The organism is Streptomyces griseocarneus (assembly GCF_014655595.1).
Taxonomy (GTDB): Bacteria; Actinomycetota; Actinomycetes; order Streptomycetales; family Streptomycetaceae; genus Streptomyces; species Streptomyces griseocarneus.
Map to the genome: position 1 here is coordinate 218,100 of NZ_BNBL01000002.1, position 24,376 is coordinate 242,475.

25 protein-coding genes are annotated in these 24,376 nt (G+C 74.6%); 13 read left to right on the forward strand and 12 right to left on the reverse strand.

Features of this window, described 5'->3' with window-relative positions; genetic code table 11:
* Positions 1-6 precede the first annotated feature (6 nt).
* Entirely contained in the window at positions 7-1,062 is a 1,056-nt protein-coding gene (locus IE295_RS06875) for a radical SAM protein (RefSeq protein ID WP_224323144.1), read from the reverse strand.
* A 187-nt stretch (positions 1,063-1,249) separates the two neighbouring features.
* Between IE295_RS06875 and IE295_RS06880 the strand changes: the two genes are divergently transcribed.
* Positions 1,250-3,319 carry a GAF domain-containing sensor histidine kinase gene (locus tag IE295_RS06880; RefSeq protein WP_190062611.1) on the forward strand — a complete coding sequence of 690 codons (2,070 nt, stop codon included), beginning with the start codon at positions 1,250-1,252 and terminating at the stop codon, positions 3,317-3,319.
* Complete coding sequence (locus IE295_RS06885) at positions 3,312-3,998, forward strand: response regulator (protein ID WP_190062612.1); 687 nt, start codon at positions 3,312-3,314, stop codon at positions 3,996-3,998. Before IE295_RS06880 ends, IE295_RS06885 begins: the two co-directional genes overlap by 8 nt.
* A gap of 7 nt (positions 3,999-4,005) precedes the next feature.
* On the opposite strand, the gene IE295_RS06890 is transcribed toward IE295_RS06885, so the two are convergent.
* The 3 genes from IE295_RS06890 to IE295_RS06900 form a co-directional block, all read right to left on the reverse strand.
* Entirely contained in the window at positions 4,006-4,914 is a 909-nt protein-coding gene (locus IE295_RS06890) for a 2OG-Fe(II) oxygenase (protein WP_190062613.1), read from the reverse strand.
* A 169-nt stretch (positions 4,915-5,083) separates the two neighbouring features.
* Positions 5,084-6,019 carry an oxidoreductase gene (locus tag IE295_RS06895; protein WP_224323145.1) on the reverse strand — a complete coding sequence of 312 codons (936 nt, stop codon included), beginning with the start codon at positions 6,017-6,019 and terminating at the stop codon, positions 5,084-5,086.
* A gap of 82 nt (positions 6,020-6,101) precedes the next feature.
* Positions 6,102-7,637, reverse strand: coding sequence for an FAD/NAD(P)-binding protein (locus IE295_RS06900; protein ID WP_190062614.1), 1,536 nt, complete (start codon positions 7,635-7,637; stop codon positions 6,102-6,104).
* 81 nt (positions 7,638-7,718) lie between these two features.
* On the opposite strand from IE295_RS06900, the gene IE295_RS06905 reads away from it, so the two are divergent.
* Both IE295_RS06905 and kilB read left to right on the forward strand, forming a co-directional pair.
* Positions 7,719-8,702, forward strand: a complete 984-nt coding sequence (locus tag IE295_RS06905; protein ID WP_190062615.1) for an NAD-dependent epimerase/dehydratase family protein — start codon at positions 7,719-7,721, stop codon at positions 8,700-8,702.
* Positions 8,703-8,839: 137 nt separating this feature from the next.
* Positions 8,840-9,307 (forward strand): plasmid transfer protein KilB, encoded by a 468-nt coding sequence (kilB, locus tag IE295_RS06910; RefSeq protein ID WP_190062616.1) that lies wholly within the window; start codon positions 8,840-8,842, stop codon positions 9,305-9,307.
* A 518-nt stretch (positions 9,308-9,825) separates the two neighbouring features.
* On the opposite strand, the gene IE295_RS06920 is transcribed toward kilB, so the two are convergent.
* The gene (locus IE295_RS06920) at positions 9,826-10,209 is read right to left on the reverse strand and encodes a hypothetical protein (protein WP_190062618.1); all 384 of its coding nucleotides are present in this window, start codon (positions 10,207-10,209) and stop codon (positions 9,826-9,828) included.
* Between the two features lie 130 nt (positions 10,210-10,339).
* Between IE295_RS06920 and IE295_RS06925 the strand changes: the two genes are divergently transcribed.
* Complete coding sequence (locus tag IE295_RS06925; RefSeq protein WP_190062619.1) at positions 10,340-10,684, forward strand: hypothetical protein; 345 nt, start codon at positions 10,340-10,342, stop codon at positions 10,682-10,684.
* On the opposite strand, the gene IE295_RS06930 is transcribed toward IE295_RS06925, so the two are convergent.
* A complete protein-coding gene (locus IE295_RS06930) occupies positions 10,677-11,168 on the reverse strand; it encodes a MarR family winged helix-turn-helix transcriptional regulator (RefSeq protein WP_190062620.1) in 492 nt (163 codons plus the stop codon). The two genes, IE295_RS06925 and IE295_RS06930, sit on opposite strands and share 8 nt — an antisense overlap.
* A gap of 100 nt (positions 11,169-11,268) precedes the next feature.
* On the opposite strand from IE295_RS06930, the gene IE295_RS06935 reads away from it, so the two are divergent.
* Positions 11,269-12,855 (forward strand): alpha/beta hydrolase, encoded by a 1,587-nt coding sequence (locus IE295_RS06935; protein ID WP_190062621.1) that lies wholly within the window; start codon positions 11,269-11,271, stop codon positions 12,853-12,855.
* A gap of 3 nt (positions 12,856-12,858) precedes the next feature.
* Here IE295_RS06935 and IE295_RS06940 read toward each other — a convergent pair whose 3' ends face one another.
* A complete protein-coding gene (locus IE295_RS06940; RefSeq protein ID WP_190062622.1) occupies positions 12,859-13,950 on the reverse strand; it encodes a PP2C family protein-serine/threonine phosphatase in 1,092 nt (363 codons plus the stop codon).
* A gap of 208 nt (positions 13,951-14,158) precedes the next feature.
* Here IE295_RS06940 and IE295_RS06945 point away from each other — a divergent pair, with 208 nt between their 5' ends.
* Positions 14,159-15,115, forward strand: a complete 957-nt coding sequence (locus tag IE295_RS06945; RefSeq protein WP_443732311.1) for a GlxA family transcriptional regulator — start codon at positions 14,159-14,161, stop codon at positions 15,113-15,115.
* A gap of 35 nt (positions 15,116-15,150) precedes the next feature.
* Here IE295_RS06945 and IE295_RS06950 read toward each other — a convergent pair whose 3' ends face one another.
* The gene (locus tag IE295_RS06950) at positions 15,151-15,624 is read right to left on the reverse strand and encodes a carboxymuconolactone decarboxylase family protein (protein ID WP_224323148.1); all 474 of its coding nucleotides are present in this window, start codon (positions 15,622-15,624) and stop codon (positions 15,151-15,153) included.
* Positions 15,625-15,674: 50 nt separating this feature from the next.
* Between IE295_RS06950 and pdxR the strand changes: the two genes are divergently transcribed.
* From pdxR to IE295_RS06965, 3 genes are all read left to right on the forward strand, one after another.
* Complete coding sequence (gene pdxR, locus IE295_RS06955; protein ID WP_190062623.1) at positions 15,675-17,141, forward strand: MocR-like pyridoxine biosynthesis transcription factor PdxR; 1,467 nt, start codon at positions 15,675-15,677, stop codon at positions 17,139-17,141.
* A gap of 34 nt (positions 17,142-17,175) precedes the next feature.
* Complete coding sequence (locus tag IE295_RS06960; RefSeq protein WP_190062624.1) at positions 17,176-17,892, forward strand: B3/B4 domain-containing protein; 717 nt, start codon at positions 17,176-17,178, stop codon at positions 17,890-17,892.
* Positions 17,893-18,122: 230 nt separating this feature from the next.
* Entirely contained in the window at positions 18,123-19,553 is a 1,431-nt protein-coding gene (locus IE295_RS06965) for a glycosyltransferase family 2 protein (protein ID WP_190062625.1), read from the forward strand.
* On the opposite strand, the gene IE295_RS06970 is transcribed toward IE295_RS06965, so the two are convergent.
* Entirely contained in the window at positions 19,444-19,725 is a 282-nt protein-coding gene (locus IE295_RS06970; RefSeq protein ID WP_190062626.1) for a helix-turn-helix domain-containing protein, read from the reverse strand. The genes IE295_RS06965 and IE295_RS06970 overlap by 110 nt on opposite strands.
* A 97-nt stretch (positions 19,726-19,822) precedes the next feature.
* Here IE295_RS06970 and map point away from each other — a divergent pair, with 97 nt between their 5' ends.
* Together map and IE295_RS06980 are read left to right on the forward strand one after the other, a co-directional pair.
* Positions 19,823-20,590 (forward strand): type I methionyl aminopeptidase, encoded by a 768-nt coding sequence (gene map / locus IE295_RS06975; protein ID WP_190062627.1) that lies wholly within the window; start codon positions 19,823-19,825, stop codon positions 20,588-20,590.
* 107 nt (positions 20,591-20,697) lie between these two features.
* Complete coding sequence (locus IE295_RS06980; RefSeq protein ID WP_190062628.1) at positions 20,698-21,222, forward strand: DM13 domain-containing protein; 525 nt, start codon at positions 20,698-20,700, stop codon at positions 21,220-21,222.
* A gap of 12 nt (positions 21,223-21,234) precedes the next feature.
* Here IE295_RS06980 and IE295_RS06985 read toward each other — a convergent pair whose 3' ends face one another.
* Positions 21,235-21,789: a hypothetical protein gene (locus IE295_RS06985; protein ID WP_190062629.1), complete on the reverse strand. Its 555-nt coding sequence runs from the start codon at positions 21,787-21,789 to the stop codon at positions 21,235-21,237.
* A 250-nt stretch (positions 21,790-22,039) separates the two neighbouring features.
* On the opposite strand from IE295_RS06985, the gene IE295_RS06990 reads away from it, so the two are divergent.
* Entirely contained in the window at positions 22,040-22,417 is a 378-nt protein-coding gene (locus IE295_RS06990) for an RNA-binding S4 domain-containing protein (protein ID WP_190062630.1), read from the forward strand.
* Here IE295_RS06990 and IE295_RS34090 read toward each other — a convergent pair.
* Positions 22,403-23,122: a sirohydrochlorin chelatase gene (locus IE295_RS34090; RefSeq protein WP_268255687.1), complete on the reverse strand. Its 720-nt coding sequence runs from the start codon at positions 23,120-23,122 to the stop codon at positions 22,403-22,405. The two genes, IE295_RS06990 and IE295_RS34090, sit on opposite strands and share 15 nt — an antisense overlap.
* Positions 23,119-24,270, reverse strand: coding sequence for a uroporphyrinogen-III synthase (locus IE295_RS07000; protein ID WP_190062631.1), 1,152 nt, complete (start codon positions 24,268-24,270; stop codon positions 23,119-23,121). Before IE295_RS07000 ends, IE295_RS34090 begins: the two co-directional genes overlap by 4 nt.
* Positions 24,271-24,376 lie beyond the last annotated feature (106 nt).

The window sequence follows — 24,376 nt, forward strand, 5'->3', positions numbered from 1 at the left end:
GCCGGTCTACAGCGCGAGGGCGCTGAATTCCGGCGGATTGGTCCGCACCGACCGGCGGTCGATGCGGGAGCGCACCTCCTCCGAACCGAAGTGGTAGTCCATGCGCCGCACGGCCTCCGCCCAGTCCTTCATGGTCCGCACCGCCGACAGCGTCTCCACCACGAAGGGGTCGCTCAGCCGGGACACCCCCCGGTACCACAGGTCGAGCGGGGACTCCTCGAGGATGTTTCCCACCGTTCCCTCGTAGACGGGCAACGCCCGGACCGCGCCGTCGGGTTCGATCTGCATCACGAGCGAGTCGACGCCGCTGGCGAAGCGGTCCGGGCGCATGACGAGGTTCTGGTTGTCGGTGGTGTAGACGCGCACTCCGGGCGGCGCGAGTTCCTGCAGCCGGGCGCGTTGCGGCTCGCTGGTCAGCCGCGTCACCTGCTCGTCGTCGAGGAGCTCGAAGCGGCCGAATTCCGGCCGGCTCGCCAGCCCTTCGGGAACGGCGGCGTTGAAGGTCAGGCTGCGCAATTCCGTGAAGCGCGGGGCGATCGCGGTGCAGAATTCCTCCAGTTGCGGGAAATTGCTGCGCATGACCACGCAGTCGATGCCGAACCACAGCGGCGTCCGCTTCTGGCGGCGGCGTTCCTTCGCGACGCCGTCGAGCAGGGTCAGGGCGCTCAGCGCCCGGTCGAAGGAGCCGCGGCGGCCCCGGATGCGGTCGTGGACCTGCGCCGTGGCCCCGTCGAGGCTGACGACGACTTCGTCGAACACCCTGGCGAGTTCGGTCGCCATCCACGGTTCCATGATCCAGCCGCTGGTGTAGACGGCCGTCTTCACCCCGGCCCGGGACAGTCGCCCCGCGACCTCGAAGATCCCTTTGACGACGAGCGGTTCCCCGCCGGAGAGCGCGACCACCCGGGGATTGAGGGAGATCAGCGCGTCGGCGACCTTCAGCATGTCCTCGTGGCCCAGCTGCCGCGACGCCCGCCTGCCGGATTCCGAATAGCAGTGCGAGCAACGCAGGGGACAGGCATAGGTGGTGTCCCAGACGACCACCTCGGGACCGGAAGACATGCTCATGGTTCCCTTTCGGCATTTCCTCGGATCGCACAATCGAACCGAGTCTGTCGCGCCGCATCCGTGGTGCGTACCCCGGAATCCTCCGATCTGTCTGGAGGTTTTCCGCTATACACGGTTTGTGGGACATCGTCTGGACTGCCGCCTCCCCGCCCTCGATAATGTCGCGCGTGAGGCGTACGCGTTGAGGGGGAGTGGCCGGCCGATACGGATCGCCGCGCTCGCCGGCGGGCTCTGCCTGCTGTGGGCGGTGGCGACCGGAGCGTTCCTGCTGCGGAACAACACCGTCACCCTGCCGTGGATCCTCGGCTCGGTCCTGCCCTGTTACTGCGCCGGCCTCTTCGCCTGGTGGCACGCCCCGGCCAGCCACGTCGCCCGCCGCCTGCTGCTGATCGGCACCGCCCTGTCGGTCAGCATCGCCATCCGCTACACCTCGGCGCTGCTGACCACCTGCCTCGGCTGGGACCTGACCGCCCCGGAGAACGGCCTGCCGTCCCTGGAGGCCTCCCTGGCGGTCCTCCCGACCGAGTGGGTCAACCTCACCGTCAGCATCCTCGTCGCCCACCTCCTCGCCCTGCTCCCCGACGGGCGCTTCCGCCTGCGCCACGAACGCCTCGTGCTGCGCTCGCTGTGGGCCCTGCTGGTCCTGCCGCTCGCCCTGCCGCTGGCCGAAGTGCCCACCCGCGACGTGGAATACGCGGTGTTCTACTACCCCGAGGCCTGGCTGCCGGGCGTCGGCGCCGTGCTGCTGGTCGTCCGCTGCCTGCGCGCCCGCGCGGCGGGACGCCGCGACATCGCCGCCCTGCTGCCCGTCGCCGTGGCGGCGGCGGTGCTGTTCCTGGCCCGCGCCTCGTCCCGCCTCTTCCGCCCCTGGCACGGCGAGACCGGCGTCCTCTACCTGATCGGCGCGCTGCTCGGGGCCCTGCCCTACGTCCTGATCTCCCTGTCCGTCGTCTACGCCGCCTTCCGCTACCGCCTCCTGGGCGTCGACATCGTCATCCGCCGCTCGGTCGTCTACGGCACCCTGTGGCTGATCATCAGCGGCTGGTACCTGGGCATGGCGATGACGCTGGGACTGACGGCCGGCCAGTACTTCCCCATCGGGCTGTCGGTCCTGGTCGCCGTCACCGCGACGGCCCTCTTCCAGCCCCTGCGCGCCCGGCTCAACCAGCTCGCCGAGCGACGCGTCTTCGGCGAACGCCTCAGCGGCTTCGAGCTGCTCGTCCAGCTCGGCAGCGCCCTCGAGCACGCCTACGACCTCAGCCGGCTGGCACCCCGGCTGGCCGCCGGACTGCAGGGCGGACTCGGCCTGAGCTGGGCGCGGGTGCGGCTGGGCGGGGGCGGGGGCATGCCCGTACACCTGGGAACGGCCGGCGAGCGGCCCCCCGGCAGGGCGCACGGCGCGCCGGCGGGCGGGATCCCGCTGCGCTACGGCAACGACGTCCTGGGCCTGATCGAGTACGGGCCCAAGACCGACGGCCGGTTCACCCCCGAGGACCACGACGTGGTGGAGACGCTCGCCCGGCAGGCCGCCCTGGCCGTGCACAACGTCCGCCTCGCCGCCGAACTGTCCACCCGCGTGGACGAGGTGCAGCGCCAGGCCGGCGAGCTCGACGCCTCCCGGGCGAGGATCGTGCAGGCCCAGGACAGTGAACGGCGGCGCATCGAACGCCGGCTGCACGACGGCATCCAGCAGGACCTCGTGGCCCTGGTCGCCAAGCTGCGCCTGGCCCGCAACCGGCTGGGCCGCGGCGGCGACATCGACGCCGTGCTGACCGAGGTCCAGGACGACGCCTACCGCGTCATCGACGAGCTGCGCGAGGTCGCCCACGGCATCCATCCCCCGGTCCTCACCGACCAGGGACTGGTGGCCGCCGTCACCTCCCGCGCGCGCCGGATGCCGATCCCCGTCACCGTGCGGATCGAGAAGTCCCTGGACCGGGTCCGCTTCGCGCTCGACATCGAGGAGTCGGCGTTCTATCTCGTCTCCGAGGCGCTGACGAACGTCCTCAAACACGCCGAGGCCACCCATGTGACGATCCGGATAACGCGCGCCGGCGGGTGGCTGGTGGTCGAGGTCAGCGACGACGGCGTCGGGTTCCCCACCGACACCACCCGGGGCCTGGGCCTGACCGGGATGCGGGACAGGATCGAGGCCGTGGGCGGGGACCTGCGGATCACCAGCCGCGCCGGCGGCGGCACCACGATCCGATCGAGGCTGGCCGAGCGGGTGCGGGAGGAGATCCATGACTGAGCGGCCCCTGCGCGTCGTCATCGCCGAGGACCACTACCTGGTGCGCGAGGGCACCCGGCGGCTGCTGGAGGACACCGGCGACGTCGCGGTCGTCGCCGCCGTGGGCGACGCCACCGAACTGCTCGACGCCGTCGAGGAGCTGCGGCCCGAGGTGGTCATCGCCGACATCCGGATGCCGCCCGGCCACCACACCGAGGGCATCGCCGCCGCCCACGCCATCCGGGCCGGGCACCCCGGCATCGGCGTGGTCATGCTCTCCCAGCACGCCGACGAGAACTACGCCTTCGACCTCTTCCAGCGCGGCACCGACGGCCTGGCCTACCTGCTCAAGGAGCGCATCGGCGAACTGGACGAGCTCCTGCGCGCGCTGCGGGAGGTCGCCGCCGGGCGCTCGGTGGTCGACCCCCGCATCGTCGAGGTGCTCATGGGCAGCCACACCCGGGCCGCCGACGCCCCGCTGGCGGCGCTGACGCGACGGGAGCTGGACGTGCTGCGGCACATGGCGGAGGGCAAGACGAACCGGGCCATCGCACAGGCGCTGGTGCTGTCCGAGTCGACGATCGAGAAGCACGTCAACTCCACCTTCGCCAAGCTCGGCCTGGCCGAGGAGCCCCAGCTCCACCGCCGCGTGAGCGCGGTCCTCGCCTACCTCCAGCACGCCCCCCGGGGCCTGGGCTGAGGCGTCCTCAGGCCCGGAGGTCCTCCCAGGTGATCACCGGGCTGCCGGCCCGCAGGGCGAAGTCCATGGCCGGCTCGCGCACCGGCCACTTCAGCCGCAGCCAGTTCGGCACCGTCGCCGGAATCCCGTCGTCCGCCGCCAGGTGCCAGAACGTGTTGGAGTCCTGCCGGGCGAAGTACGGGCAGAAGAAGGACACCACCACCGTCACCCGCCGCCCCCGCGTCACGGGCGAGACGGCGTGGAAGATCCGGCTGCCGTGCAGGAACAGTGCCGCCCCGCGCTCCCCGCAGGGGGCCTCCTTGATCCGGGGATCGTCCTCCCGGGCGCCCGTGAACTCGTCCAGGCGGCCCTGGAAGTAGCTGAAGCGCCCGCCGTCGTAGTCCGCGTAGCTGTTGAGCTGGAGGGTCAGGACGTAGTCCATGCCGTCGTGGTGCCACTTGACGATGTCCGAGCGGCCGTCGGCCTCGAAGTAGTTGATCTGCACCGTGGGGATCCGCAGCGGATGCGGGATCAGCGGCACGCCCGCCAGCCGGGAGCAGGCCAGGAGGAAGCCCCGGTCGCGGATCATGTTGCTGATGAACGCCGACATCAGGTCGGCGCCGCGCACCCGCCGCGTGGTGATGAAGCGGGCGGTGCCGGCGGAGCTCTCCAGCCGGTCGCACACCTCGGTGAGGCACTCCAGGCCCTCGGGGGTGAGGATCCGCACCGGGCCGACGAGGGCGGTGTCGTCCACGGTGCCGTAGCCGCGGTTGAGCTCGTGGGCGGCGTAACCGAACTCCCGCAGGCCCACGCGCGGGCCCCTGACGTCCCGGGCCACGAACTCGCCCCGCCAGCGGGGCTCGCCGGGCAGCGCGGCCGGGCGCCGGGGCGGCCTGCCGCGCAGGGCGTGGACGAACTGGTCGAACCCGGTGGCCATGCTCGGATGGCTGAGGAGACCACCTCTGCCGGAGCCGCCTCTGCCGGCTCCGTCGCGTCTTTCTCGGGTCGTCGTCATGAGCCGATTGCAGCGCCGGGCCCGCCGCCCGGCAAGGCACCGGTTCCCGCCATGAGCATCCGCCCGATTCGCCATGGGGGCGCACCGGGTCTCACGCAGGGGGCGACGGCCAGGGGTAGCGGACGCGGGTGAGGGTCTCGGAGGTCTCCCAGAGCGTACGGGCCAGGGCCGGGTCCCCGGCGAGGGTGGGCAGCTCCACGGGGCCGGGGGCGCCGCGCTGCTCGAAGCGGCCGGTGGGCCCGTAGAACGCGGCGGGCACGACGCCGGGCGCGGTGGCCGCGTACAGGGACGGCCCCGCCGCCTCGGTCACGCTCTGGCCCACGATGTGGCCGAGGGTCAGCCGGGCCAGGGCCCTCACCGGCCGCGAGGCGTACCGCTGCAGGCCGGTCGGGCTGCTGCCGGGGTGGACCGCGACGCCGGTCAGCGCGGCGCCCGCGGCGTCCGCGCGGCGCTGCAGCTCCAGGGTGAACAGCACGTTGGCGAGCTTGGACTTGGCGTAGGCCGCCATCGGGTGGTACTTGCGGGTGCTCTGCGGGTCGGACAGCTCGGCGATCGGGCTGCGGCAGATGGCGGCGGAGACCGTGACCACGCGGGGGTCGGGGGCCCGCAGGAGCAGGGGCAGCAGCCGGCCGGTGAGGGCGAAGTGCCCCAGGTGGTCGGTGCCGAAGGTGAGCTCGAAGCCGTCCTTGGTGGTGCGGCGTTCCGGTACGCCCATCACCCCCGCGTTGTTGATCAGCAGGTCGACGGGGCGGCCGCCGTGCTCCATGCGGTGCGCGAAGCCGGTGACGGAGGCGAGGTCGGCCAGGTCGAGCAGGCCGGGCCGCACCCGGGCGCCGGGCAGGGCGGCGGCCATGCGCTCGGCGGCGTTCCGCGTCCTGCCCGCGTCCCGGCCGGTCACCACGACCTCGGCCCCCGCCCGGGCCAGTTCGAGGGCGGTGACGTAGCCGATGCCGCCGGTGGCGCCCGTCACGACGGCCAGCCGGCCCTGCTGACGCGGCATGTCCGCGGTGGTCCAGCTGTCGTGCACGTGACTCCTCGGCGGCCGGGCGCGGACGGGCAACCGTATTGTCCGCCACCGTATTGTCCGCCATTGTCGGGCTTCTGCCCGGTCACGAGCCGGACGGCGCGCCCGGCACGACCGCGCCCACGGGCGCTTCCGGCACCTCTCCCGGCACCGCTCCCGTCAGCGCCTGAGCGACCAGGCGGGCCTGGCGCACCACGTTGCGCAGGTGGTTGGAGAACGGGATCCGGATGTGCGTCCCCACCCCGACCAGCCATACGGGCTCGGGCGGTGCGCCGGGGTACGGGCGCACACGCAGGTCCGCGCCGAGCCGGTCGACGGTCGTGGCGCCGGAGGAGAAGGTGAGGCTCGCGCCGTCGGGGGAGCGGTACAGCACGGGCTGCTGGAAGCCGGTGCCGTTGACGACGTAGTCGAAGCGCTCGTCCCCGTCCCCGTCTCCGCCCGGCCGGCGCACCCGCCACGCGCCGTCGTCGAAGGACACCGCGCGGGGGTAGGAGCCGGCCACGCGCAGGGCGCCGCTGTCGAACAGCGCCAGCAGCCGACGGGCGTTGACGACCGTCATCGCCGTGGCGTAGCGGCCGGTGAACCACGAGAAGCGCCGCATCAGCTCCTCGCGCCGCTCCGCGGAGAGCCTCTCGCTCAGCGCGATGACCGCCTCGAGCGCGGGCACCACGACCCCCGGCCAGGCGCACACGCCCGCGTCCACCAGGGCGGTGTTCTCGCGCAGCCGCCGCACGGGGTCGGGCGCCGTCGAGACCTGGCGGCGCAGCGGGCGGTCGCTCAGCAGCCGGACCCCCTCCACCACGCGCCGCAGCACCTTGTCCTCCAGGGCCGGGTCGTCGGGGTCGAGGCCGGCGATGCCGTCGATGGGCGGCAAGGGGCGTACGGGCGCGCCCAGCGACAGCCGTACGGCGGGCAGGAGCCCCGACGGCGACGTCATGGTGACCCGGTGCCCGTCCCGGCCCAGCAGCAGCGCCGCGTCGACGGCCGACTGCCGCGTCCCCAGGACGAGCACCCGGCTGCCGGGCCGCAGCCGGCGCATCCGGTCGGCGGGGTAGGGGCTGTCCAGATAGCGGGGATGGCCGGTGAAGCCGGCGAAGCCGTCCGGCACCCGGGGCCGGTGGACGCCCGTGCAGACCACGACCGCGTCGGCCGGCAGCTCCCGGCCCGTGCTCAGCCGCACCAGCCGGCGGCCGTGGGGGCCCGCGTCGACCGACTCCGCCGTGGCGGCCACGTGCTCGGCCTCGATGCCGAGCGCGCGGGCGTGCGCGCGGGCCTCGGCGTGGCGGTCCTGGCAGTACTCGGCCATCCGGGCGCGGGGGACGCAGTCCTGCGGCCCGCCGGTCCAGGCGTGCCGCTGCCGCAGGTAGGCGACGAAGTCGCCGGGGTCGTCGGCGAGGAGGGAGTTCACCTCGGCGGCGCTGTTGCACAGCAGCAGGGGATCGCGGTCGCCGAAGGCGACCCCCCAGCCGACGGGGTGGGGGTCGACGAGGCGGACGGAGCGCAAGGCCGGGCGGCCGCCGCGCTCCGACGCCGCGGCCGCCGCGCGGACCAGGTGCAGGAAGACACTGGTGCCCGCGAAACCGGCCCCTACGATCACAACGTCCCGCCCCATGGTCGTCATGGGGCGATGTTATGCCCTGGGCGATTCTGCTGAGAGCGTGCGCCTGTTCTCAACGTGACGCCGGACGTGCAGGGTTGCGTCATGCGAGTACTGATGCTGGGTGGAACGGAATTCGTCGGACGGGCCGTCACGGACGAGGCCCTGGCGCGCGGCTGGGACGTCACGGTCTTCCACCGGGGACGCCACGAGGCTCCCCCGGGCGTCGCCGTGCTGCGGGGCGACCGCCTGGCCGAGGGCGGGCTCGCGGAGCTGGCCGAAGGCGAGTGGGACATCGTCGTCGACACCTGGTCCGGCGCCCCCACGGCCGTACGGGACGCCGCCCGGCTGCTGGCCTCCCGGGCCGGCCACTACGTCTACATCTCCAGCCGGTCGGTCTACAGCTCCCCCCGCCACCCCGGCCTCGCCGAGAGCGCGCCGGTGGTCGACGCCTCGCCCGACGCCGGGCAGGTGGCCTACGCCGAGGACAAGCGCGGCGGCGAACTGGCCGCGCTCGACGCCTTCGGCGACCGGGCGCTCCTCGTCCGCGCCGGCCTGATCCTCGGCCCCGGCGAGAACATCGGCCGCCTCCCCTGGTGGCTGCAGCGCACGGCCCGGGGCGGCCCCGTCCTGGCCCCCGGCCCGCGCGACCTCCCCCTGCAGTACATCGACGTCCGCGACCTGGCCATCTGGACCCTGGACGCCGCCGAACGCCGCCTCAGCGGCCCCTACGACCTCGTCAGCCGCTCGGGCCACGCCACGATGGCCGCCCTGCTGGAGGCCTGCGCACGCACCACGGGCGCCGGCGCCGAACTGCGGTGGACCGCCCCCGAGGCGATCCTCGAGGCCGGCATCACCCCCTGGAACCAGCTCCCGGTCTGGGTGCCCCCGGGCGACCTGCACGAGGCCGTGCACCAGGGCGACGTGGAGAAGGCCTTCGCCGCCGGCCTGCGCTGCCGCCCGGTGGAGGAGACCGTGGCCGACACCTGGTCCTGGCTCCAGTCCCTCGGCGGAGTGGCCCCCCAGCGCCCGGACCGCGACCCGGTGGGCCTGGACCCGGACACGGAGGCGAAGCTGCTGCGGGGGTGACGTCACGCTACGGGCTTTCCTGCTCGGGCCAGGCGGCCGCGCGGTCGTAGGGCATGCCGTGGCTGGAGGCTTCAAGGCGAGGCCGATCACCTTGAGGCTGCCACTGCCGACTGTCTCTTCTGTGATCGACTGATGCCGTGGAAGCCATCTGGACAAGTGTCGTGGCCGTTGCAGGCACACTGCTGGGTTCGGTCATCACGCACGCCTTCCAGCGCCTCGCCTCCCGGCGCGGTGAGTTGTTCACGCGGGCCGAGGCGCTCCGGCAGGAGCGCATGGCCGCGTACGGCGCGTTCGCCGCGGCGGTGGAGGACTACCGCCATGGCCAGGCGACCCGCTGGTACCGCAAGGAGGAGGACCCGGACGGAGAGGCGTTCATCACGGCCCGGGACGAGGCACACCGCCTCCGGACGGTGGCCCGGCAAGGGCTCTATCAGGTCAAACTGCTCACCGATGACCGCGAAGTGATTTTTGCGGCCGAGCGGGCCTACGAATGCACGCGAGAGGTGTCGAACGCACAGGACCAGGCGGACCGGGACACGCGGGATGCCCAAGCGAGGCGGGCTGTGGAGGCGTTCATATCCCGTGCCTCACCGCTGGTTCGCTGAGCCGAACATGTATCTCGAAGTGAACCTCCGGAGCCGGAGCATCGGCCGGAGGCGGCGCAGCCCCGCAAGGCGACCGCGTACGTTAATGCGTGGCTGGTTCAACGGGTCGCCGATTACGGTCTGCGGATGTGCTTCTACGGCTTCGTGTCCCACGCATCGCACTACGTGTGCGTTGCCTGCCGTGTCAGCTTCAAGCAGGACGCCGGTCCGGAGCGCAGGCACGTGTGTCCTTGCTGCACTCGGCCGCTTGTGTGCGCCGGCCGTGACTTCGCCCCGCCGCGGCGGCGTGACGTCCGTGCGTGGTCCGTCGTGGCCGCCGTCCTGGCGGAAGGACTTCGCTACGACGGGAAGACACCCTGCGGCTGCGGCAAGGAGCCGAAATTCCGCCCTCGCCGGCGCTCCGAACTCAGGGCGCGCCGCATCGCGGCCACCCGTGCCGGCTTGCCGCTGGCCGAGACGCTGTCGCGTGTCGATCCGCTGACGCCGACGGGGAATTGACTACCACCGGCCATGAGCCGTCAGAGCTCGTACGGGTAGAGGGAGACGCTGTCGCGTTCGCAATGGAGCTCGGCCCACGTACCGTCGACGTCCCGCGGAAACGGGTCCGCGGTGTCGAGGAGTATGTGGGTACCGGCCAGTTCCAGCACCGCGACGCCGTCCGGCTCGAGCGTGAGTCTTCCCCGCAGAACGACCCGGCTGCCTCTGGAGCTCACGCGCGGCCGGGCGACGGCGGCGGGGCCGGCGTTGTGGCCCCAATGGATGTTCTCGTCGACGGTCCACTCGATGTCGTACGGGCCGTCCGCCGCCGCTGAATCGCCGCACCAGCGCACCACGGCATGCCCGCAAGCCGTCCGGACCCGGACCAGGAGGGGGGCCTGCGGGGATCCTGGGACTTTTGCCACGTGAACGCGCACCCAGCGATCATGCCTGATCCCGTGTGCCCTGCCCCCGCCGGACCAGCCCGCGTACTCAGGCGGATCTGAGTAGCACTCCGGATCACGCCCCGGCCGCGCGCAGCGTTTCATGGCTTCCATGAATGGAACGATCGAGCCCGCCGAAGATCCCGCCGAGCAGGACCGCCGGCGGCGCCGGCGTGGCGGCAGGGCCCTCGCCCTGCTGGTGCCCACGGCGGTGGTCTGCTACGTCCTCTATCTGACGAGCGACCACGGCGGCCGTTGCGTGATGACCGGCGGTGAGGCGTGCGACTCGTCCGCGCCGACGGCGTGGACGTTCGGGGCCTTCGTGGTGTCGGCGGTGCTCGGGCTGGCGGCGGTCGCCGGGCCTGAGGGGTGGGCGCGGGTGCGGGCGGTGCGGGGTGGGATCGTCACGGCTCAGATCAGCGCCCAGGCCGTCATGGCGCTGCTGATCCTCAGCTGAGCCCGGCGCGCCGGACGTTGGCGACCATGGTGCGCAGCACGGTGAGCGCGGCCACGTACTCCTCGTCGCTGATGCCCTCGTGGACCACGGCGCGCAGTTCGGTGACCAGTTGGCGCAGCCGCAGTCTGGCGTCCTCTCCCGCGTCGGTGAGGTGCAGGCGCTGGGTGTCGTCGGTCCGGATCCAGCCGCGGTGGAGGAGCTGGTCGACGGTTCGCGCGATGTCGTGCGGACCGTTCGCGAGCGGCGTCAGCTGGGTGACGACTTCGTCGCGGCCGGGCGCCGAGGGCTGGTGGCGCACGCAGTTGAGCACCCAGTACTGCGGCTGCGTGACGTCGATCCTGGCCATCGCGTCGCGCAGGTGCCCGGTGACGGTCTCGTGGACCAGGTTGCTCCAGTAGCCGATGGGCTGGCCGGCGAGCATGTCGTCGGTGGCGGCCGGATCGGCCGGTGCCTGGTCGGTGAGGCCGCTGCTCGAAGGTTTCATGATCATGAAGCTACGCCATGTCATTCCGATGGCCCACCCCGGCTGCGCCCGCACCCCCGCGCCAGTGGACTGACCCCAGGGGCCCGGAAGGGGTGAGGCGATGCGTGGGTGGCGTGGGCGAGGCGTCGTGGGCGGCGTCGTGGTGGCGGCCCTGCTCGCCGGCGTCGGCGGGTGCGACACGGGCGGGGGACGGGCACGTCAGGGGTCGGCGTCGCCGTCCGGCGCCCCGGGGGCCGGGGTTCAGTCGTCGCGGCCGGCGCGGGCACTGCCCGGCCTGCCCGACCGCATCGCCCGGCAGCGGCTCGTCTGGGAGGGCTGCGCGGCCGACGACGCCGGGGCGGGGGGCTCGACCCTGCGGCCGGACGCCGAGTGCGCCTGGCTGACCGTGCCCGTCGACTACGCGGCGCCCGGAGGGGACACGCTCGGCGTGCGGGTCGCACGGGTGCGGGCCGCCGATCCGGGGCGGCGGGCCGGGGCGCTGGTGTTCAACCCCGGCGGTCCCGGGGAGGCGGGGGCCGGCATGGTGGCCGGCGGGGCGTTCGAGGCGACCTCGCGGGTCATGGAGCGGTACGACCTGGTGGGCTTCGACCCGCGCGGGACCGGGCGGTCGGAGCCGCTGCGGTGCCCGGAGGGGACGGGCGGCGACCTCATCCCCCGGACCCGGGAGCAGGCGGAGGCCGAGTTCCGGGCGGCGGCCGAGCAGGGCCGCAAGTGCCGCGAGGCCACCGGGCCGCTGCTGGCCCACATGGACACCGTCAGCGTCGCGCGCGACCTGGACCTGCTGCGGGAGGCCCTCGGCGAGCCGGAACTGGACTACCTCGGCATCTCCTACGGCACCTACATCGGCCAGCACTACGCCCACCTCTTCCCCGAGCGCGTCGGGCGCTTCGTGCTCGACGGGGTCGTCGACCCCGGCACCGACCAGACCGGGACCGCCCGCAGCGACGTCACCTCCCTCGACGCCAGCTTCGCCAGCTACGCGCGCGACTGCGCCGATCTCCGGTGCCCGCTGGGCCGTACGCCCGAGGAGGTCGTCCGGAACACCACCGAGTTCGTACGGAGCCTCGACGCCCACCCCCTGCCCGGCCCCGAGGGCAGCAGGCTCACCACGGGCCTCGCCGCGCAGGGCATCAGGGAACCCCTCTACCAGGCCGAGCGCTGGCCCGATCTGACGCAGGCGCTCGTGGAGGCGATGGGCGGCAGGCCGGGCGCGCTGATCGGGCTGGCCGTCGAACGCGTGCGGACCCAGGGCGCCGAGACGTCCGTCGACCCGACCATGGCCCGCAACGCGGTCGAGTGCCTGGACAAGCCCGGCCCCCGCAGCGCGGGGGAACTGCTGGCCCGCATGGGGGAGTTCGAGAAGGCGTCGCCGCTCTTCGGGGCCACGGTGGCCGCGGCCATGTTCCGCTGCGCCGCCTGGCCGCTCGCCGCGACGGGCCGGGCGGAGCCGCTGAAGGCCCCGCGTGCGCCGGCCATGGTGCTGGTGTCCTTCGCCGTCGACCCCGCGACACCGCTGGCCAACGCCCGTACCGTCCAGCGGAATCTGGGCACGGCGTCCCTGATCGTCCGCGAGGGCACGGGCCACGCCGCGTACGCGAGCGGCTCGGAGTGCACGGACCGGGAGGTGGAGGCGTTCCTGGTCAAGGGCGGCATGCCGGCGGCCCGCGTGCGGTGCCCCGCCGCCTGAGACTCAGCGCTCGCGGCGTACGACCAGCAGCGCGGCGTCGTCGGAGAGGGAGCCGCCCGTGTAGGCGCGCAGGTCGGCCACGAGGCGGTCGAGGAGGGGGTCGGGGGCCAGGTCGGGGAAGGTGGCCAGGCGCTCGGCCAGCGGGTAGAAGCGGCCGGCGGCGTCGCGGGCCTCGGTCACGCCGTCCGTGTAGAGCACCAGCGACGCGCCGGGCGGGAAGGCGAAGTGCTCGCGGCGGTACGGGCCGGGGACGAGGTTCCGCAGGGCCAGCGGGGGGTCGGGCAGGGGCGTGTCCACCTCGGTGACCCGGCCCTCGTGCCACAGCAGCGGCGCCAGGTGGCCGCAGTTGACCAGCTCCGCGGGCCCGCCGCCCCGGGGCACGCCGAGCAGGACGGCCGTCACGAACTCCTCGCCCGCCTGGCGCCGGCCCACCGCCGCGTCCAGTCGGCGGGCCACCGTGCCCAGCGCGGGCTCGACCTGCGCGGCCTCCCGGAAGGTGCCGAGGACGTCGGCGGCGGTCTCGATGGCCGACAGCCCCTTGCCCCGCACGTCGCCGACGACGATCCGGATGCCGTACGGGGTGGACAGCACCTCGTACAGATCGCCGCCCACCCGCGCCTCGGCCGCGGCGGCCAGGTAGCGCACGGCCACCCGCAGGCCGTCGATGCGCTCCGGGAGCAGGCGCAGCAGGGTGCGCTGGGCGGCCTCGGCGACCGAGCGCGACTGCAGCAGCTCGCGTTCGCGGGTCGAGACGAGCACGACGTTGGCGGTGCTGACGAAGGTGATGGCCAGGACGGTGGCGGCGGCCGTCAGGTGGACGGCGAGGGCGACGTCGGGGTCGGCCAGGGCCAGCGGGGCGACGACGGCGAGCGCGAGCAGGCCGGCGATCAGGGGGACCCGGGCGCGCCGGGTGCCGATGCTGGCGAGCACGGGGGCCGTGGCGAGCACGGGGGAGAAGGTCAGCGTGGGGTTGGTCGCCAGGTCCATCGCGATGGCCACGGCGAGCAGGGCGTAGGCGGCCACGACGAGCGAGCGTGCGCTGCGGGGGAGCGGGGGCGCCGCGTACGGCCTGTCGCGACCCGGGTCGCGCTTCATGATTGCTTCCACCCTAGGGGCGGGGGGCCGGGCCGCAACTCGTGGGATCTTCGGCCCGTCCGCCGGGTGGCGCGCGGGGCGCCGGACCGGAATGGCATAAGCGGTCGTATGCCCAGAAAAAAGGACATTACTCCATAAAGGTGATCGCTGCTCCCTTTGGATGTGCCGCCGGGAGCGGTCGCCGATGATGGCCACTGTGAACGGCAAGGTGGTGACGCACGACGTGGTGATCGTCGTGTACGACGGGGTGCGATTGCTGGACGTCGCGGGGCCCTTGGACGTTTTCGACCGGGCCGCGGCCGAGGGAGGCGCCGGGTACCGGGTGCGGCTGGCCTCCCTGGGCGGCCGGCCCGTAGCCACCTCCGCGGAGGCGCAGTTGGGGGTGCAGGCGGATCTCGCCAGGATCCGCAAGCCGCCGGACACCCTGATGGTGGCCGGCGGGTCGGGGCACGCGGCCGCCGCCGCGGACCGCGAGCTCGTCCGGCACGTACGGCGGCTGGCGGCCGGCTCCCGGCGGACGGGCTCGGTGTGCACGGGGGCGTTCGTGCTGGCCGAGGCCGGGCTGCTGGACGGGCGGCGGGCCACCACGCACTGGGCGTTCTGCTCCGAACTGGCCGCAGGCTACCCCGCCGTGTCGGTCGAGCCCGACTCCTTCTTCGTCCGCGACGGCACGGTCGTCACCTCGGCCGGGGTGACCGCCGGCATCGACCTCGCCCTCGCCCTGCTGGAGGACGACTGCGGTCCGGAACTGGCCCGCGCCGTGGCGAAGTTCCTGGTCGTCTTCATGCAGCGGCCCGGCGGCCAGTCCCAGTTCAGCAGCTGGACCCGCCCCGAACCGCTGCGCGGGGCGCTGAGCGAGCTCGTCGACGGCATCGACTCCGATCCCTCCGGCGACCGTTCGGTGCCCGCGATGGCCGCGCTGATGGGGATGAGCCGGCGGCACTTCAGCCGGCTGTTCACCCAGCAGGTGGGCACCAGCCCCGGCGCCTACGTCGAACGGGCGCGGGTCGCCGCGGCGCGGGCCCTGCTGGAGAGCTCCGCCGACGGCGTCGACGCGATCGCGGGACGGTGCGGCTTCGGCACGGTCGAGACCATGCGCCGCGCGTTCGTCCGCGAGACGGGGGTCTCGCCGGCCGCCTACCGCGACCGGTTCCGCCGGGGCTGAGCCGGCGCGGTGTCCGGGGCGGTCCCGCCGCGCCCTCACTCCGTGCCGGGCGTCTTCCGGGTGGTGACGGCGATGCGGTTCCAGGCGTTGATGGTGAGGACGAGTGCGATCAGGTGCGCCAGTTCCTCCTCCTCGAAGTGGTGCGCGGCCCGCTCGTACACCGCGTCGGGGACGAAGCCGTCGGTCAGGACGGTGACGGCCTCGGTCAGCGTGAGCGCCGCACGCTCCTTGTCGGTGTAGAGGGCGGCCTCCTCCCAGGCGGCGAGGAGGTGGATGCGCTCCTCGCTCTCGCCCGCCGCGCGGGCCTCGCGGGTGTGCATGTCGAGGCAGTACGCGCAGTGGTTGAGCTGTGAGGCGCGGATCTGGACCAGCCCGACGAGCGCCGGGTCCAGGCCCTCGGCCGCGGCGGCGTCCAGGGCGATCATGGCCTTGAAGACCTTGGGGGCGGCCTTGGTGAAGTTCATGCGCTGGGCCGGCCGAACGGGCCGGGCGTGTGCGGTCGTTGTCATGGCTCCCACGCTAGGAGCGCAAGCGGCCGCCCCTGTGGTGCAATTCCCGGATGAAATCAGTGGTCAATTCGCAAGGCGACCCCGGGGATGCCGGCCCGGGCAGCGACCTGCACCTGGAGCTGTCCGACGGCCCCGGCGGGCGGCGCGGCGCCCTGACGCGCGCCCTGCGCGACGCGGTCCGCACGGGCCGCCTCGCCCCCGGCACCCGCCTGCCGCCCTACCGATCGCTCGCCGCCGACCTGGGGCTGGCCCGCAACACCGTCGCCGAGGCCTACGCCGAACTGGTCGCCGAGGGCTGGCTGACCGCCCGCCAGGGCTCCGGCACCCGCGTCGCCCACCGCGCGGAGCCGCCGGGCGCCGGGCGCAGGCGCGGCCCGGCCACGTCGCCGCGGCCCCGGCGCCCGGCGTACGACCTGGTGCAGGGCACCCCGGACGCCGCCGCCTTCCCGCGTACCGCCTGGCTCGCCTCCGCCCGCCGCGCGCTGACCGCCGCGCCCAACGAGGCCTTCGGCCCCGGCGATCCGCGCGGCCGCGTCGAACTGCGCCGGGCCCTGGCCGACTACCTCGCGCGGGCCCGTGGAGTCCGGGCCGACCCCGGCCGCATCGTGATCTGCCCGGGCTTCGCGGGCGCGCTGCGCCTGCTGGGGCGGGTGCTGGACGGCACGATCGCCGTGGAGTCCTACGGGCTGGGCTTCCACCGCTCGCTGCTGACCGCCGCCGGGCTGGCCACCGTCACCCTGCCCATCGACGAACGCGGCGCGCGCGTCGAGGAGTTGACGGCGAGCGAGGCGACGGCGGTGCTGCTGACCGCCGCCCACCAGTTCCCCACGGGCGGGCCCCTGGACCCCGGGCGGCGGGCCGCCGCCGTCGACTGGGCGCGGGCGACGGGCGGGGTCGTCCTCGAGGACGACTACGACGGGGAGTTCCGCTACGACCGCAAACCGGTCGGCGCCCTGCAGGGGCTCGACCCGGAGCGGGTGGTCTACATCGGCTCGGCCAGCAAGAGCCTGTCGCCGGCGCTGCGCCTGGGGTGGATGGTGCTGCCGGGACACCTGGTGGACGCCGTGCTCGAGGCGAAGGGCGAACGGGAGTCGTGGTCGAGCGCCCTGGACCAGCTGACGCTCGCGGACTTCATCGCCTCGGGCGCGTACGACCGCCACGTGCGCCGCATGCGGCGCCACTACCGGCGCCGGCGCGACGAGCTCGTCGCGGCCCTCGCCCTGCGCGCCCCGCACGTACGGGTCACCGGCATCGCGGCCGGCCTGCACGCGGTCCTGGAGCTGCCGCCCGGCACCGAGCGGACCGTCGTGCGGGCCGCGGCCTGGCAGGGGGTCGCCGTCGAGGGGCTGTCCCTCTACCGGCACGGCGAGGCGGCCGGGGTGCCGGGCGACGGCCTCGTCGTGGGCTACGGCACCCCGCCCGAGCACGCCTTCGCCGGCGCGCTCGAGGCGCTGTGCGAGGCCCTGCCACCGGCGCCCGAGGAGCGATCCGACCCGGGGTTGGTACAGTCTGTGTGACTTTCCAGTTCATTGCACTGATCCAGGGAGAGGCATGGCAGCCGACACCGCCGACATCAAGGCCTGGCTCGAGACCGTGGCCATCGACCCCGCCGTGCGCGCGCTGCGGCCCGACTACCGCGCCCTGGTCGTCGTCGCCGAGGGGCTGCTTCCCGGGCCGAGCGACGAGGCGAGCGAGAAGCTGCTCGCCTCCGCCGAGGAGACCGCCCGCGCCTGGCTCGCCGGCACCGCCCCCGAGGACCACCCGCACCTGGCCGCCTGGCGCGAGGCGTTCCGCGCCTTCGGCGCCAAGCCGCAGCGCACCCGCCCCAGCGCCGAGGCGCTGCTGCGCCGCGTCCCCGACGGACTGCCGCGCGCGGACCGCCTCACCGACATCTACAACGCGGTCTCCGTCGCCCACGTCCTGCCGCTCGGCGGCGAGGACCTCGACCACTACGCCGGCCCCGCCCGGCTGATCCGGGCCACCGGCGAGGAGCCCTTCGAGACCACGGCGGGCGGCGGAACGGTGGTGGAGCACTGCCCGCCCGGCGAGGTCGTCTGGAGCGACGACGCCGGCGTGACCTGCCGCCGCTGGAACTGGCGCCAGTGCGCCCGTACCCGCCTGACGCTCACCACCACCCGCGCCGTCTTCATCCTCGACGCGCTCGGCCCGATGGACGACGACGCCCTGGACGCCGCCGGCCGGGCCCTGACGGCCGCGCTCACCGCGAGCAGCCCGGGCGCGACGGTGGCGGCACGCCTGGTGCGCTGAGAGTCTCCCTCCCTCGCGGCAGGGGGCGCCACGCCACGCCCCGGCGCGGACCGCTGCGCCGGGGCGCGCGCGGATGCGTCGGCGGCCGTCGTGAACTCGCCCCGAAACAGGGCTCACCGGGGTGGATCCGGCATCTGGCGCGGGTAGCCAGAAAGCAGGGCAAGGTTGATGAAAGCGGTGCCTCCCGCCAGGTCGCCCCGGGACCGGGCGGCGCCGCCGGGGAGGGCATCGTGGCCGCACTGGACGCGATCATCCAGGAAATCGCCGTCGTCATCGCCGTGTTCACGGCCCTCTACAACATTTCGCTCCTGTCTGCCGGCATCGTCCTCGCCCGCCGCTTCGACGGCTCGCTGCGCGCCCAGCTGCGGCCGGCGCACGAGCCGCCCGTCGCGCTGCGCGCCGGCTGGGGCGTCTTCGTCCTGGTGCCCTGCCTGAACGAGGAGCGCGTCATCGCCAACACGCTGCGCTGTCTGCTCGACGGCCAGCCGGGCGTACGCGTCGTGGTCGTCGACGACGGCAGCGACGACGCCACCGCCCGCATCGTGCGCGCCGTGGGCGCCGGCCGCGTCACCCTCGTCCGCAGGAAGCCGCCCGCCGCCCGCCAGGGCAAGGGCGCCGCCCTCAACGCCGGGCTGTGCGCCGTGCGCCGGCTCGCCGGGGAGGAGGGACGGGACCCCGGACGGACGCTGGTGTGCGTGCTCGACGCCGACGGCCGGATGACGCCGGGCGCCGCGAGCCGGGTGACGCGGCTCTTCGAGGACCCGGCGGTGGGCGGGGCGCAGCTGGCGGTCCGCGTCCGGGGCCGGCACCGCTGGGCGCTGCGGCTGCAGGACCTCGAATTCTGGACCCTGAGCGCGCTGACCCAGTACGGACGGATCGCCACCGGCACCGTGAGCATGGGCGGCAACGGCCAGTTCAGCCGGCTGTCCGCCCTCGACGGCGTCGGGCCGCGCCCCTGGTCGGACTCCCTGACCGAGGACCTCGACCTCGGCATCAGCCTCGCGGCCCGCGGCTGGACGGTCACCTCCACCACCGCGGCCTTCGTGTCCCAGCAGGGGCTGACCGGCCCGCGCCGCCTGCTGCGCCAGCGCACCCGCTGGTACCACGGTCACATGAGCGCCCTCCGGCGCCTGCCCGAACTGTGGGCCCGGCCGGCCGTCGGCGTCCTGGGCCGCGTCGAGCTCACCGGCTACCTGCTCGTCCCGTACGTCGTCACCCTGCCCACCTCGCTCGTCCAGCAGTACCTGCCGCTGCGCCTGCTGCTCGGGGACGGGGCCGGGACGCTCCGCCTCGTGTCCGGCCCGGCATGGCTGAACGTCCTGGTCTGGCAGGCACCGGCCCTCGCCGCCTACCTGGTGTCGGCGCTGCTCCACTGGCGCCGCACCGACGACCTGCCGTTGTGGAAGGCGGTCTGCTTCGCGCCCGCCGTCATGCTGTGCATGTACCTCGGCTTCCTGGCCTGCTGGTGCGCGCTGTGGCGGATCGCGACCCGGCGCGGGCGCTGGGCCAAGACCGAGCGCGCGGTGGAGGCACCCCTGACGAGCCCGCCGGCTACGCCGACAGTGGCACCTGGGCATCCGGCTCGCCGAGGCCCTGCACGCACGCCTCGGCCAAAACGTCCAGGGACAGTCCGAGCGTGTTCGCGAGCGCCGAGATCGTGAAGAAGGCCGGGGTCGGGGCCCTGCCCGTCTCGATCTTGCGCAGCGTCTCGGCGGACAGCCCCGCCCCCGCCGCCACGTCCACCATGCTGCGCGCCCCACGTGCCTGGCGCAGCAGTTCGCCCAGCCGCTCGCCGCGCTGTCGTTCCCAGGGGGTCAGAGGAGTTCTCACCATGACCGTGATACTAATACCGTGATATTAATACCGGTATAAGAATTGGGTTGCCGCCCGGCCGGTGGACCGGCCGGGCGGCGTGGTGGGGAGAAGCGACATGGTGGAGATCAAGACGGACGCGGCGCTGGAGGCCATGCGGGAGGCGGGGCGCGTCGTGGCGCACGCGCTGGCCGCCGTCCGGGAGGCGGCGGGCGTCGGCGTCGGCCTGAGGGAGCTGGACGGGGTGGCCCGTGACGTGCTGGAGAAGGCCGGCGCCCGCTCTCCCTTCCTCGGCTACCACCCGGGCTTCGCGCCCGTCCCGTTCCCCGCGGTGATCTGTGCCTCCGTCAACGACGCCGTCGTGCACGGGATCCCCGGCGACTACCGGCTGCGCGACGGCGACCTGCTCAGCGTCGACTGCGGGGCCGAGCTCGACGGCTGGACCGGCGACGCCGCCGTCAGCTTCACCGTCGGCACCGCGCGCCCCGCCGACCTCGCCCTGATCGAGGCCACCGGGCGCGCCCTGGACGCGGGCATAGCCGCGGCCGTGACCGGCAACCGCGTCGGCGACATCTCCCACGCCATCGGCGCGGTCGCCCGCGCCGGCCGCTACGGCATGCCGTCCGACCTCGGCGGTCACGGCATCGGACGCCGGATGCACGAGGAGCCGGACGTCCCCAACCGCGGACGGCCCCGGCGCGGCTTCCCCCTGCGCCACGGCCTGGTCCTCGCCATCGAGCCCATGCTGATGGCGGGCGGCCGCGACGCCTACCGCACGGCCGACGACGGCTGGACCCTGCGCACCGCCGACGGCAGCCGGTCCGCTCACATCGAGCACACCGTCGCCGTGACCGAGGGCGGGCCGCGCATCCTCACCCTGCCCTGAGGCGAGGACTTCGCCGGACCGCGGCTTCCGTCGCGGATTCACGGATCCTTTTCCGCCGCTTCGGCGTTCCTGACGGGTGAGAGCACGACGACTGCGGGAGGCGGAACATGGGACGCGTACGACGGCTGCTGACCAGGCCCATCGTCATGGGGGCCGTGGCTGTCCTCGTGGTGGCGGTGGGCCTGGGGGTCTATTGGTTCCAGCCATGGAAGCTGTGGGTGGACGAGACGGTCAAGGAATCGGTGCCCGTGGCGACCGACGCCCCGGGCGGCGGGGCCGCCCGGACGCTGGCGAGCGGTGACCTGATCAGCCACGAGCACACCACCAGCGGCACGGTGCGCGTGCTGCAGCTGCCGGACGGCACGCGCACCGTGCGCCTGGAGAACCTCGACACCAGCAACGGCCCGGAGCTGAAGGTCCTGTTGTCCGACGCGCCGGTCAAGGAGGGCCGGGCCGGCTGGCACGTCTTCGACGACGGCGCCCACGTCAGCCTCGGCGCGCTCAAGGGCAACAAGGGCGATCAGAACTACGCCGTGCCGGCCGGCCTCGACCTGGGCCGCTACCGCAGCGTCAGCATCTGGTGCGACCGCTTCGACGTCTCCTTCGGCGCGGCCACCCTGGCCCGCCCCTGACGCCGAGGGCCCCTACGCGCCGGTGACCTCGGTCGTCGCGGCGACGGGGGCGGTGCCGGAGACCGTGCAGGAGACGGTCACGCCGAAGACGTGGACGGCGGCCTCGCCGGGGGTGAAGGTCGTGGTGCCCGCGGCGTCCAGCTGGGCGGAGGCCGTGCCGCCGGTGAGCGTCACTGTGGAGCCGCTGGGGATGGCGGCGGGGTTGGTGAAGCCGGTGGCGGTCACGCTGCCGGACGCCGCTCCGCCGAGCTCGATGGTCATGTCGCCCGTGACGCTGCGCGCGGGGACGTTGAGCGGCACTCTCAGCTCCGTGGTGACCTCCAGCGCGAGTTCGGCCGTGCCGCCCTGCGGGACGCTCGCCGGGGCGGTCATGGTGACCTGCAGGGACTGGACGCCGTCGGGTGCGCCGGGGCCGGTGCAGGTGTAGCCGACGGACACGGTGTCGGCCAGGGCGGAGGGCGCGCCGAGCCCGACACCGGCCGCGGCGAGGGCGGTGACGAAGGCGGCGCCCGCCAGCGTCCGCCTGCGGCGCCGGGGGATCGAGGGGGTGGTGTGAGCGGTGTTCATCGCCGTGCTCCCTTCCGTCCGGGACCGGGCCCTGCGGGCCGGCCGGCCGGATGCGAGGAGGTGGGGTCTGATGTGAACACGGCATGAGTGGCATGGGGTGCCGAAGAAGTCAACACACGCCCCGCGCCCGGCCGCCCGCGCTCAGCGGTAACCGGCCACCGCCGCGCCCACGGCGCGGGGCCGCTCCCGCCGGCGAGGGGCCGGGCGCCGGCCGGGCGGGGCTGTCACAGCCCTGTCGTAGAGTGCGGGCATGGATACCGACGAGGGGACGCCGGTACGGATCGACGCCTGGATCTGGTCCGTGCGGCTCACCAAGACCCGCTCGCTGGCCGCCGCGGCCTGCAAGGCCGGCCACGTGCGTCTCAACGGCGAGCGGGCCAAGCCCGCCCAGACGGTCAAGGCGGGGGACGAGGTACGGCTGCGGCACGAGGGCCGCGAGCGGATCGTGGTCGTCAAGCGGCTCGTCCGCAAGCGGGTCGGCCCGCCCGTCGCCGCCGAGTGCTTCCTCGACAACTCCCCGCCGCCCCCGCCGCGCGAGTCCGTGGCGCCGGCCGGCGTGCGCGACCGCGGCGCCGGACGGCCGACCAAGCGCGAGCGGCGCGAGATGGAGCAGCTACGCGGCCACTGAGTGCGGCGGCCGTGCTGCGGCCCGGTCGTACCGCCGCAGCACCAGCCGCGCCACCGCCTCGTGCGCGCCCAGCGGTTCGGAGATGACCGAGCCGCCCGCGCGGGCCGCGTGGCGCGCGAAGAAGCCGGGGCCCAGCAGGTAACGGGCCACCGCCACCTGCCGGTGGCCCCCCGCGCGCAGGGCGGACACCGCCTCGGCGGGCGTGGGCGAGCCGCCGCACAGATAGGCGGCGACCGCCGGACGCCCCAGCCGGGCGGAGAGCAGGCCGGCCATCGACTCGGTCGCCGCGTTCGCCGCCGGCTCCGTCGAGCCCGCCGCGGCCAGCACCACGGGCCCGCCGCCCCCGCGCGGCTCCGCCTCGGCCAGCCGCCCCGCCAGCGCCTCGGCCAGCAGCGGGTCCGGCCCCAGCGCGGGCGCCACCCGGGCCCGCACCCGGGGAGCGGCGGCCAGCGCGCGGGGGATGTCGACCCGTACGTGATAGCCGTCCCCCAGCAGCAGCGGCACGACCACGACGGCTCCGCTCAGGCCCGCCAGCGCCTCGGCGAGGGAAGGCCGGGCGACGTCCACACAGCCCAGCCGGACCGGCAGCCCCGGCCGCAGCGCCGCCACCCGCGCCAGCAGGCCCTCGATCGCGGCCATGCCCGCCGGGTCGCGGGTGCCGTGCGCCACGGCCAGCAGGGGCAGCGGCGTGCCCGGGGCGGTCACGGCGCGGCCGCCAGCCGGTAGCCGCGCTTGGTCACGGTCGCCACCAGGTGCCCGTACGGGCCCAGAGCCGTCCGCAGCCGGGCCACGGCCGCCTCCACCGCGTGCTCGTCCGGCTGCCGGGCCGCCGGCCCCGGCCACACCCTGCGCAGCAGTTCCGCGCGGCTGAGCACCGCGCCCGGCCGCTCGGCCAGGGCCCGCAGCACCGCCGCCGGCAGCGGCGGCAGCCACAGCGTCGCACCGCCCGCCAGGACGGCCGTGCCCTGCAGCACCAGGGGGCCGGCCGCCGTGGCGATCTCCCGCCGGTGACGGAGGGTCAGTTCCCGTACGAGCGTGCGCACGAGCCCGCCCAGCCGGCCCCGTTCGGGCCATACGCAGGGCACGCCCGTGCGCAGCAGGGGGCGGGCGCAGATCGGGCCGATGCACACCGGCAGCACGTCGTGGCGCAGCGCCTCGACGACCTCGGCCCGGCGGCCGGCCGCATCGGCCGCGGCCAGGAACGCCTCGATGGCCGGCGCGCTGGTGAACGGCAGGGCGTGGATCTCCCGCCGCGCGGTCTGCTCGACGAGCCTGCGCAGCGCCTCGGGGTCCTCGGGCGGCCCCCAGCGGTACACCGGCACGGTGACGACGACGGCGCCGCGCCCGCGCAGGGCGGCGGTGAACTCCGGCAGCGCCGCGCCGTGTTCCTGCACCGCGATCCGCCGCCCCCGCAGGTCGCGCTCCAACAGCCAGGCCAGGACGTCGTCCAGGGCCTCCGACTCCGGCGCGTACGCCTCGCGCAGCCCGCAGGCGCGCAGCGCGCCCGCCGCCTTGGGGCCGCGGCTGACCAGCACCGCGTCCCGGCAGGCCGCGACCAGGCGGGCGCCCGCGCCCCAGCCCTCCGCCGCGCTCATCCAGCCCCGCCAGCCCACCCCCGTCGTGGCCACCACGTAGTCCAGCCCGCCGGACAGGCACGCCTCGGTCGCCTCGTACAGCAGGGCGTCGTCGGACAGGGGCACGATGCGCAGGGCGGGCGCGCCGACGACGGTGGCGCCCCGGCGGCCCAGCAGCGCGGTGAGCTCGTCGCGCCGCCGGTCCGCGGTGACGCCCACGGTGAAACCGACCAGTGGCCCCTCGGGCGGCGGTGGGCCACCGGGTAGTGCTGTCCTCATGCGCCGAGCGTGGCCGATGGTCGTTAAGGCGCCATTGCGCGGGCATGACGGGGACGTTAGTGCGATGACCGCTTCCCTACGCCCGTGTGTCGTGCCGCGCACATCG

Excerpts from the sequence above, each read along its gene's own strand:
- IE295_RS06980 (WP_190062628.1), top strand. The coding sequence starts at position 20,698 with ATGGGACGCGTACGACGGCTGCTGACCAGGCCCATCGTCATGGGGGCC.
- IE295_RS06905 (WP_190062615.1), top strand. The coding sequence starts at position 7,719 with ATGCGAGTACTGATGCTGGGTGGAACGGAATTCGTCGGACGGGCCGTC.
- IE295_RS06885 (WP_190062612.1), top strand. The coding sequence starts at position 3,312 with ATGACTGAGCGGCCCCTGCGCGTCGTCATCGCCGAGGACCACTACCTG.
- IE295_RS06930 (WP_190062620.1), bottom strand. The coding sequence starts at position 11,168 with ATGAAACCTTCGAGCAGCGGCCTCACCGACCAGGCACCGGCCGATCCG.
- IE295_RS06900 (WP_190062614.1), bottom strand. The coding sequence starts at position 7,637 with ATGACGACCATGGGGCGGGACGTTGTGATCGTAGGGGCCGGTTTCGCG.
- IE295_RS06890 (WP_190062613.1), bottom strand. The coding sequence starts at position 4,914 with ATGGCCACCGGGTTCGACCAGTTCGTCCACGCCCTGCGCGGCAGGCCG.
- pdxR (WP_190062623.1), top strand. The coding sequence starts at position 15,675 with ATGAAATCAGTGGTCAATTCGCAAGGCGACCCCGGGGATGCCGGCCCG.
- IE295_RS06940 (WP_190062622.1), bottom strand. The coding sequence starts at position 13,950 with ATGAAGCGCGACCCGGGTCGCGACAGGCCGTACGCGGCGCCCCCGCTC.
- IE295_RS06985 (WP_190062629.1), bottom strand. The coding sequence starts at position 21,789 with ATGAACACCGCTCACACCACCCCCTCGATCCCCCGGCGCCGCAGGCGG.
- map (WP_190062627.1), top strand. The coding sequence starts at position 19,823 with ATGGTGGAGATCAAGACGGACGCGGCGCTGGAGGCCATGCGGGAGGCG.
- IE295_RS06960 (WP_190062624.1), top strand. The coding sequence starts at position 17,176 with ATGGCAGCCGACACCGCCGACATCAAGGCCTGGCTCGAGACCGTGGCC.
- IE295_RS06970 (WP_190062626.1), bottom strand. The coding sequence starts at position 19,725 with ATGGTGAGAACTCCTCTGACCCCCTGGGAACGACAGCGCGGCGAGCGG.
- IE295_RS06925 (WP_190062619.1), top strand. The coding sequence starts at position 10,340 with ATGAATGGAACGATCGAGCCCGCCGAAGATCCCGCCGAGCAGGACCGC.
- IE295_RS06935 (WP_190062621.1), top strand. The coding sequence starts at position 11,269 with ATGCGTGGGTGGCGTGGGCGAGGCGTCGTGGGCGGCGTCGTGGTGGCG.
- IE295_RS06875 (WP_224323144.1), bottom strand. The coding sequence starts at position 1,062 with ATGTCTTCCGGTCCCGAGGTGGTCGTCTGGGACACCACCTATGCCTGT.
- IE295_RS06990 (WP_190062630.1), top strand. The coding sequence starts at position 22,040 with ATGGATACCGACGAGGGGACGCCGGTACGGATCGACGCCTGGATCTGG.
- IE295_RS07000 (WP_190062631.1), bottom strand. The coding sequence starts at position 24,270 with ATGAGGACAGCACTACCCGGTGGCCCACCGCCGCCCGAGGGGCCACTG.
- IE295_RS06950 (WP_224323148.1), bottom strand. The coding sequence starts at position 15,624 with ATGACAACGACCGCACACGCCCGGCCCGTTCGGCCGGCCCAGCGCATG.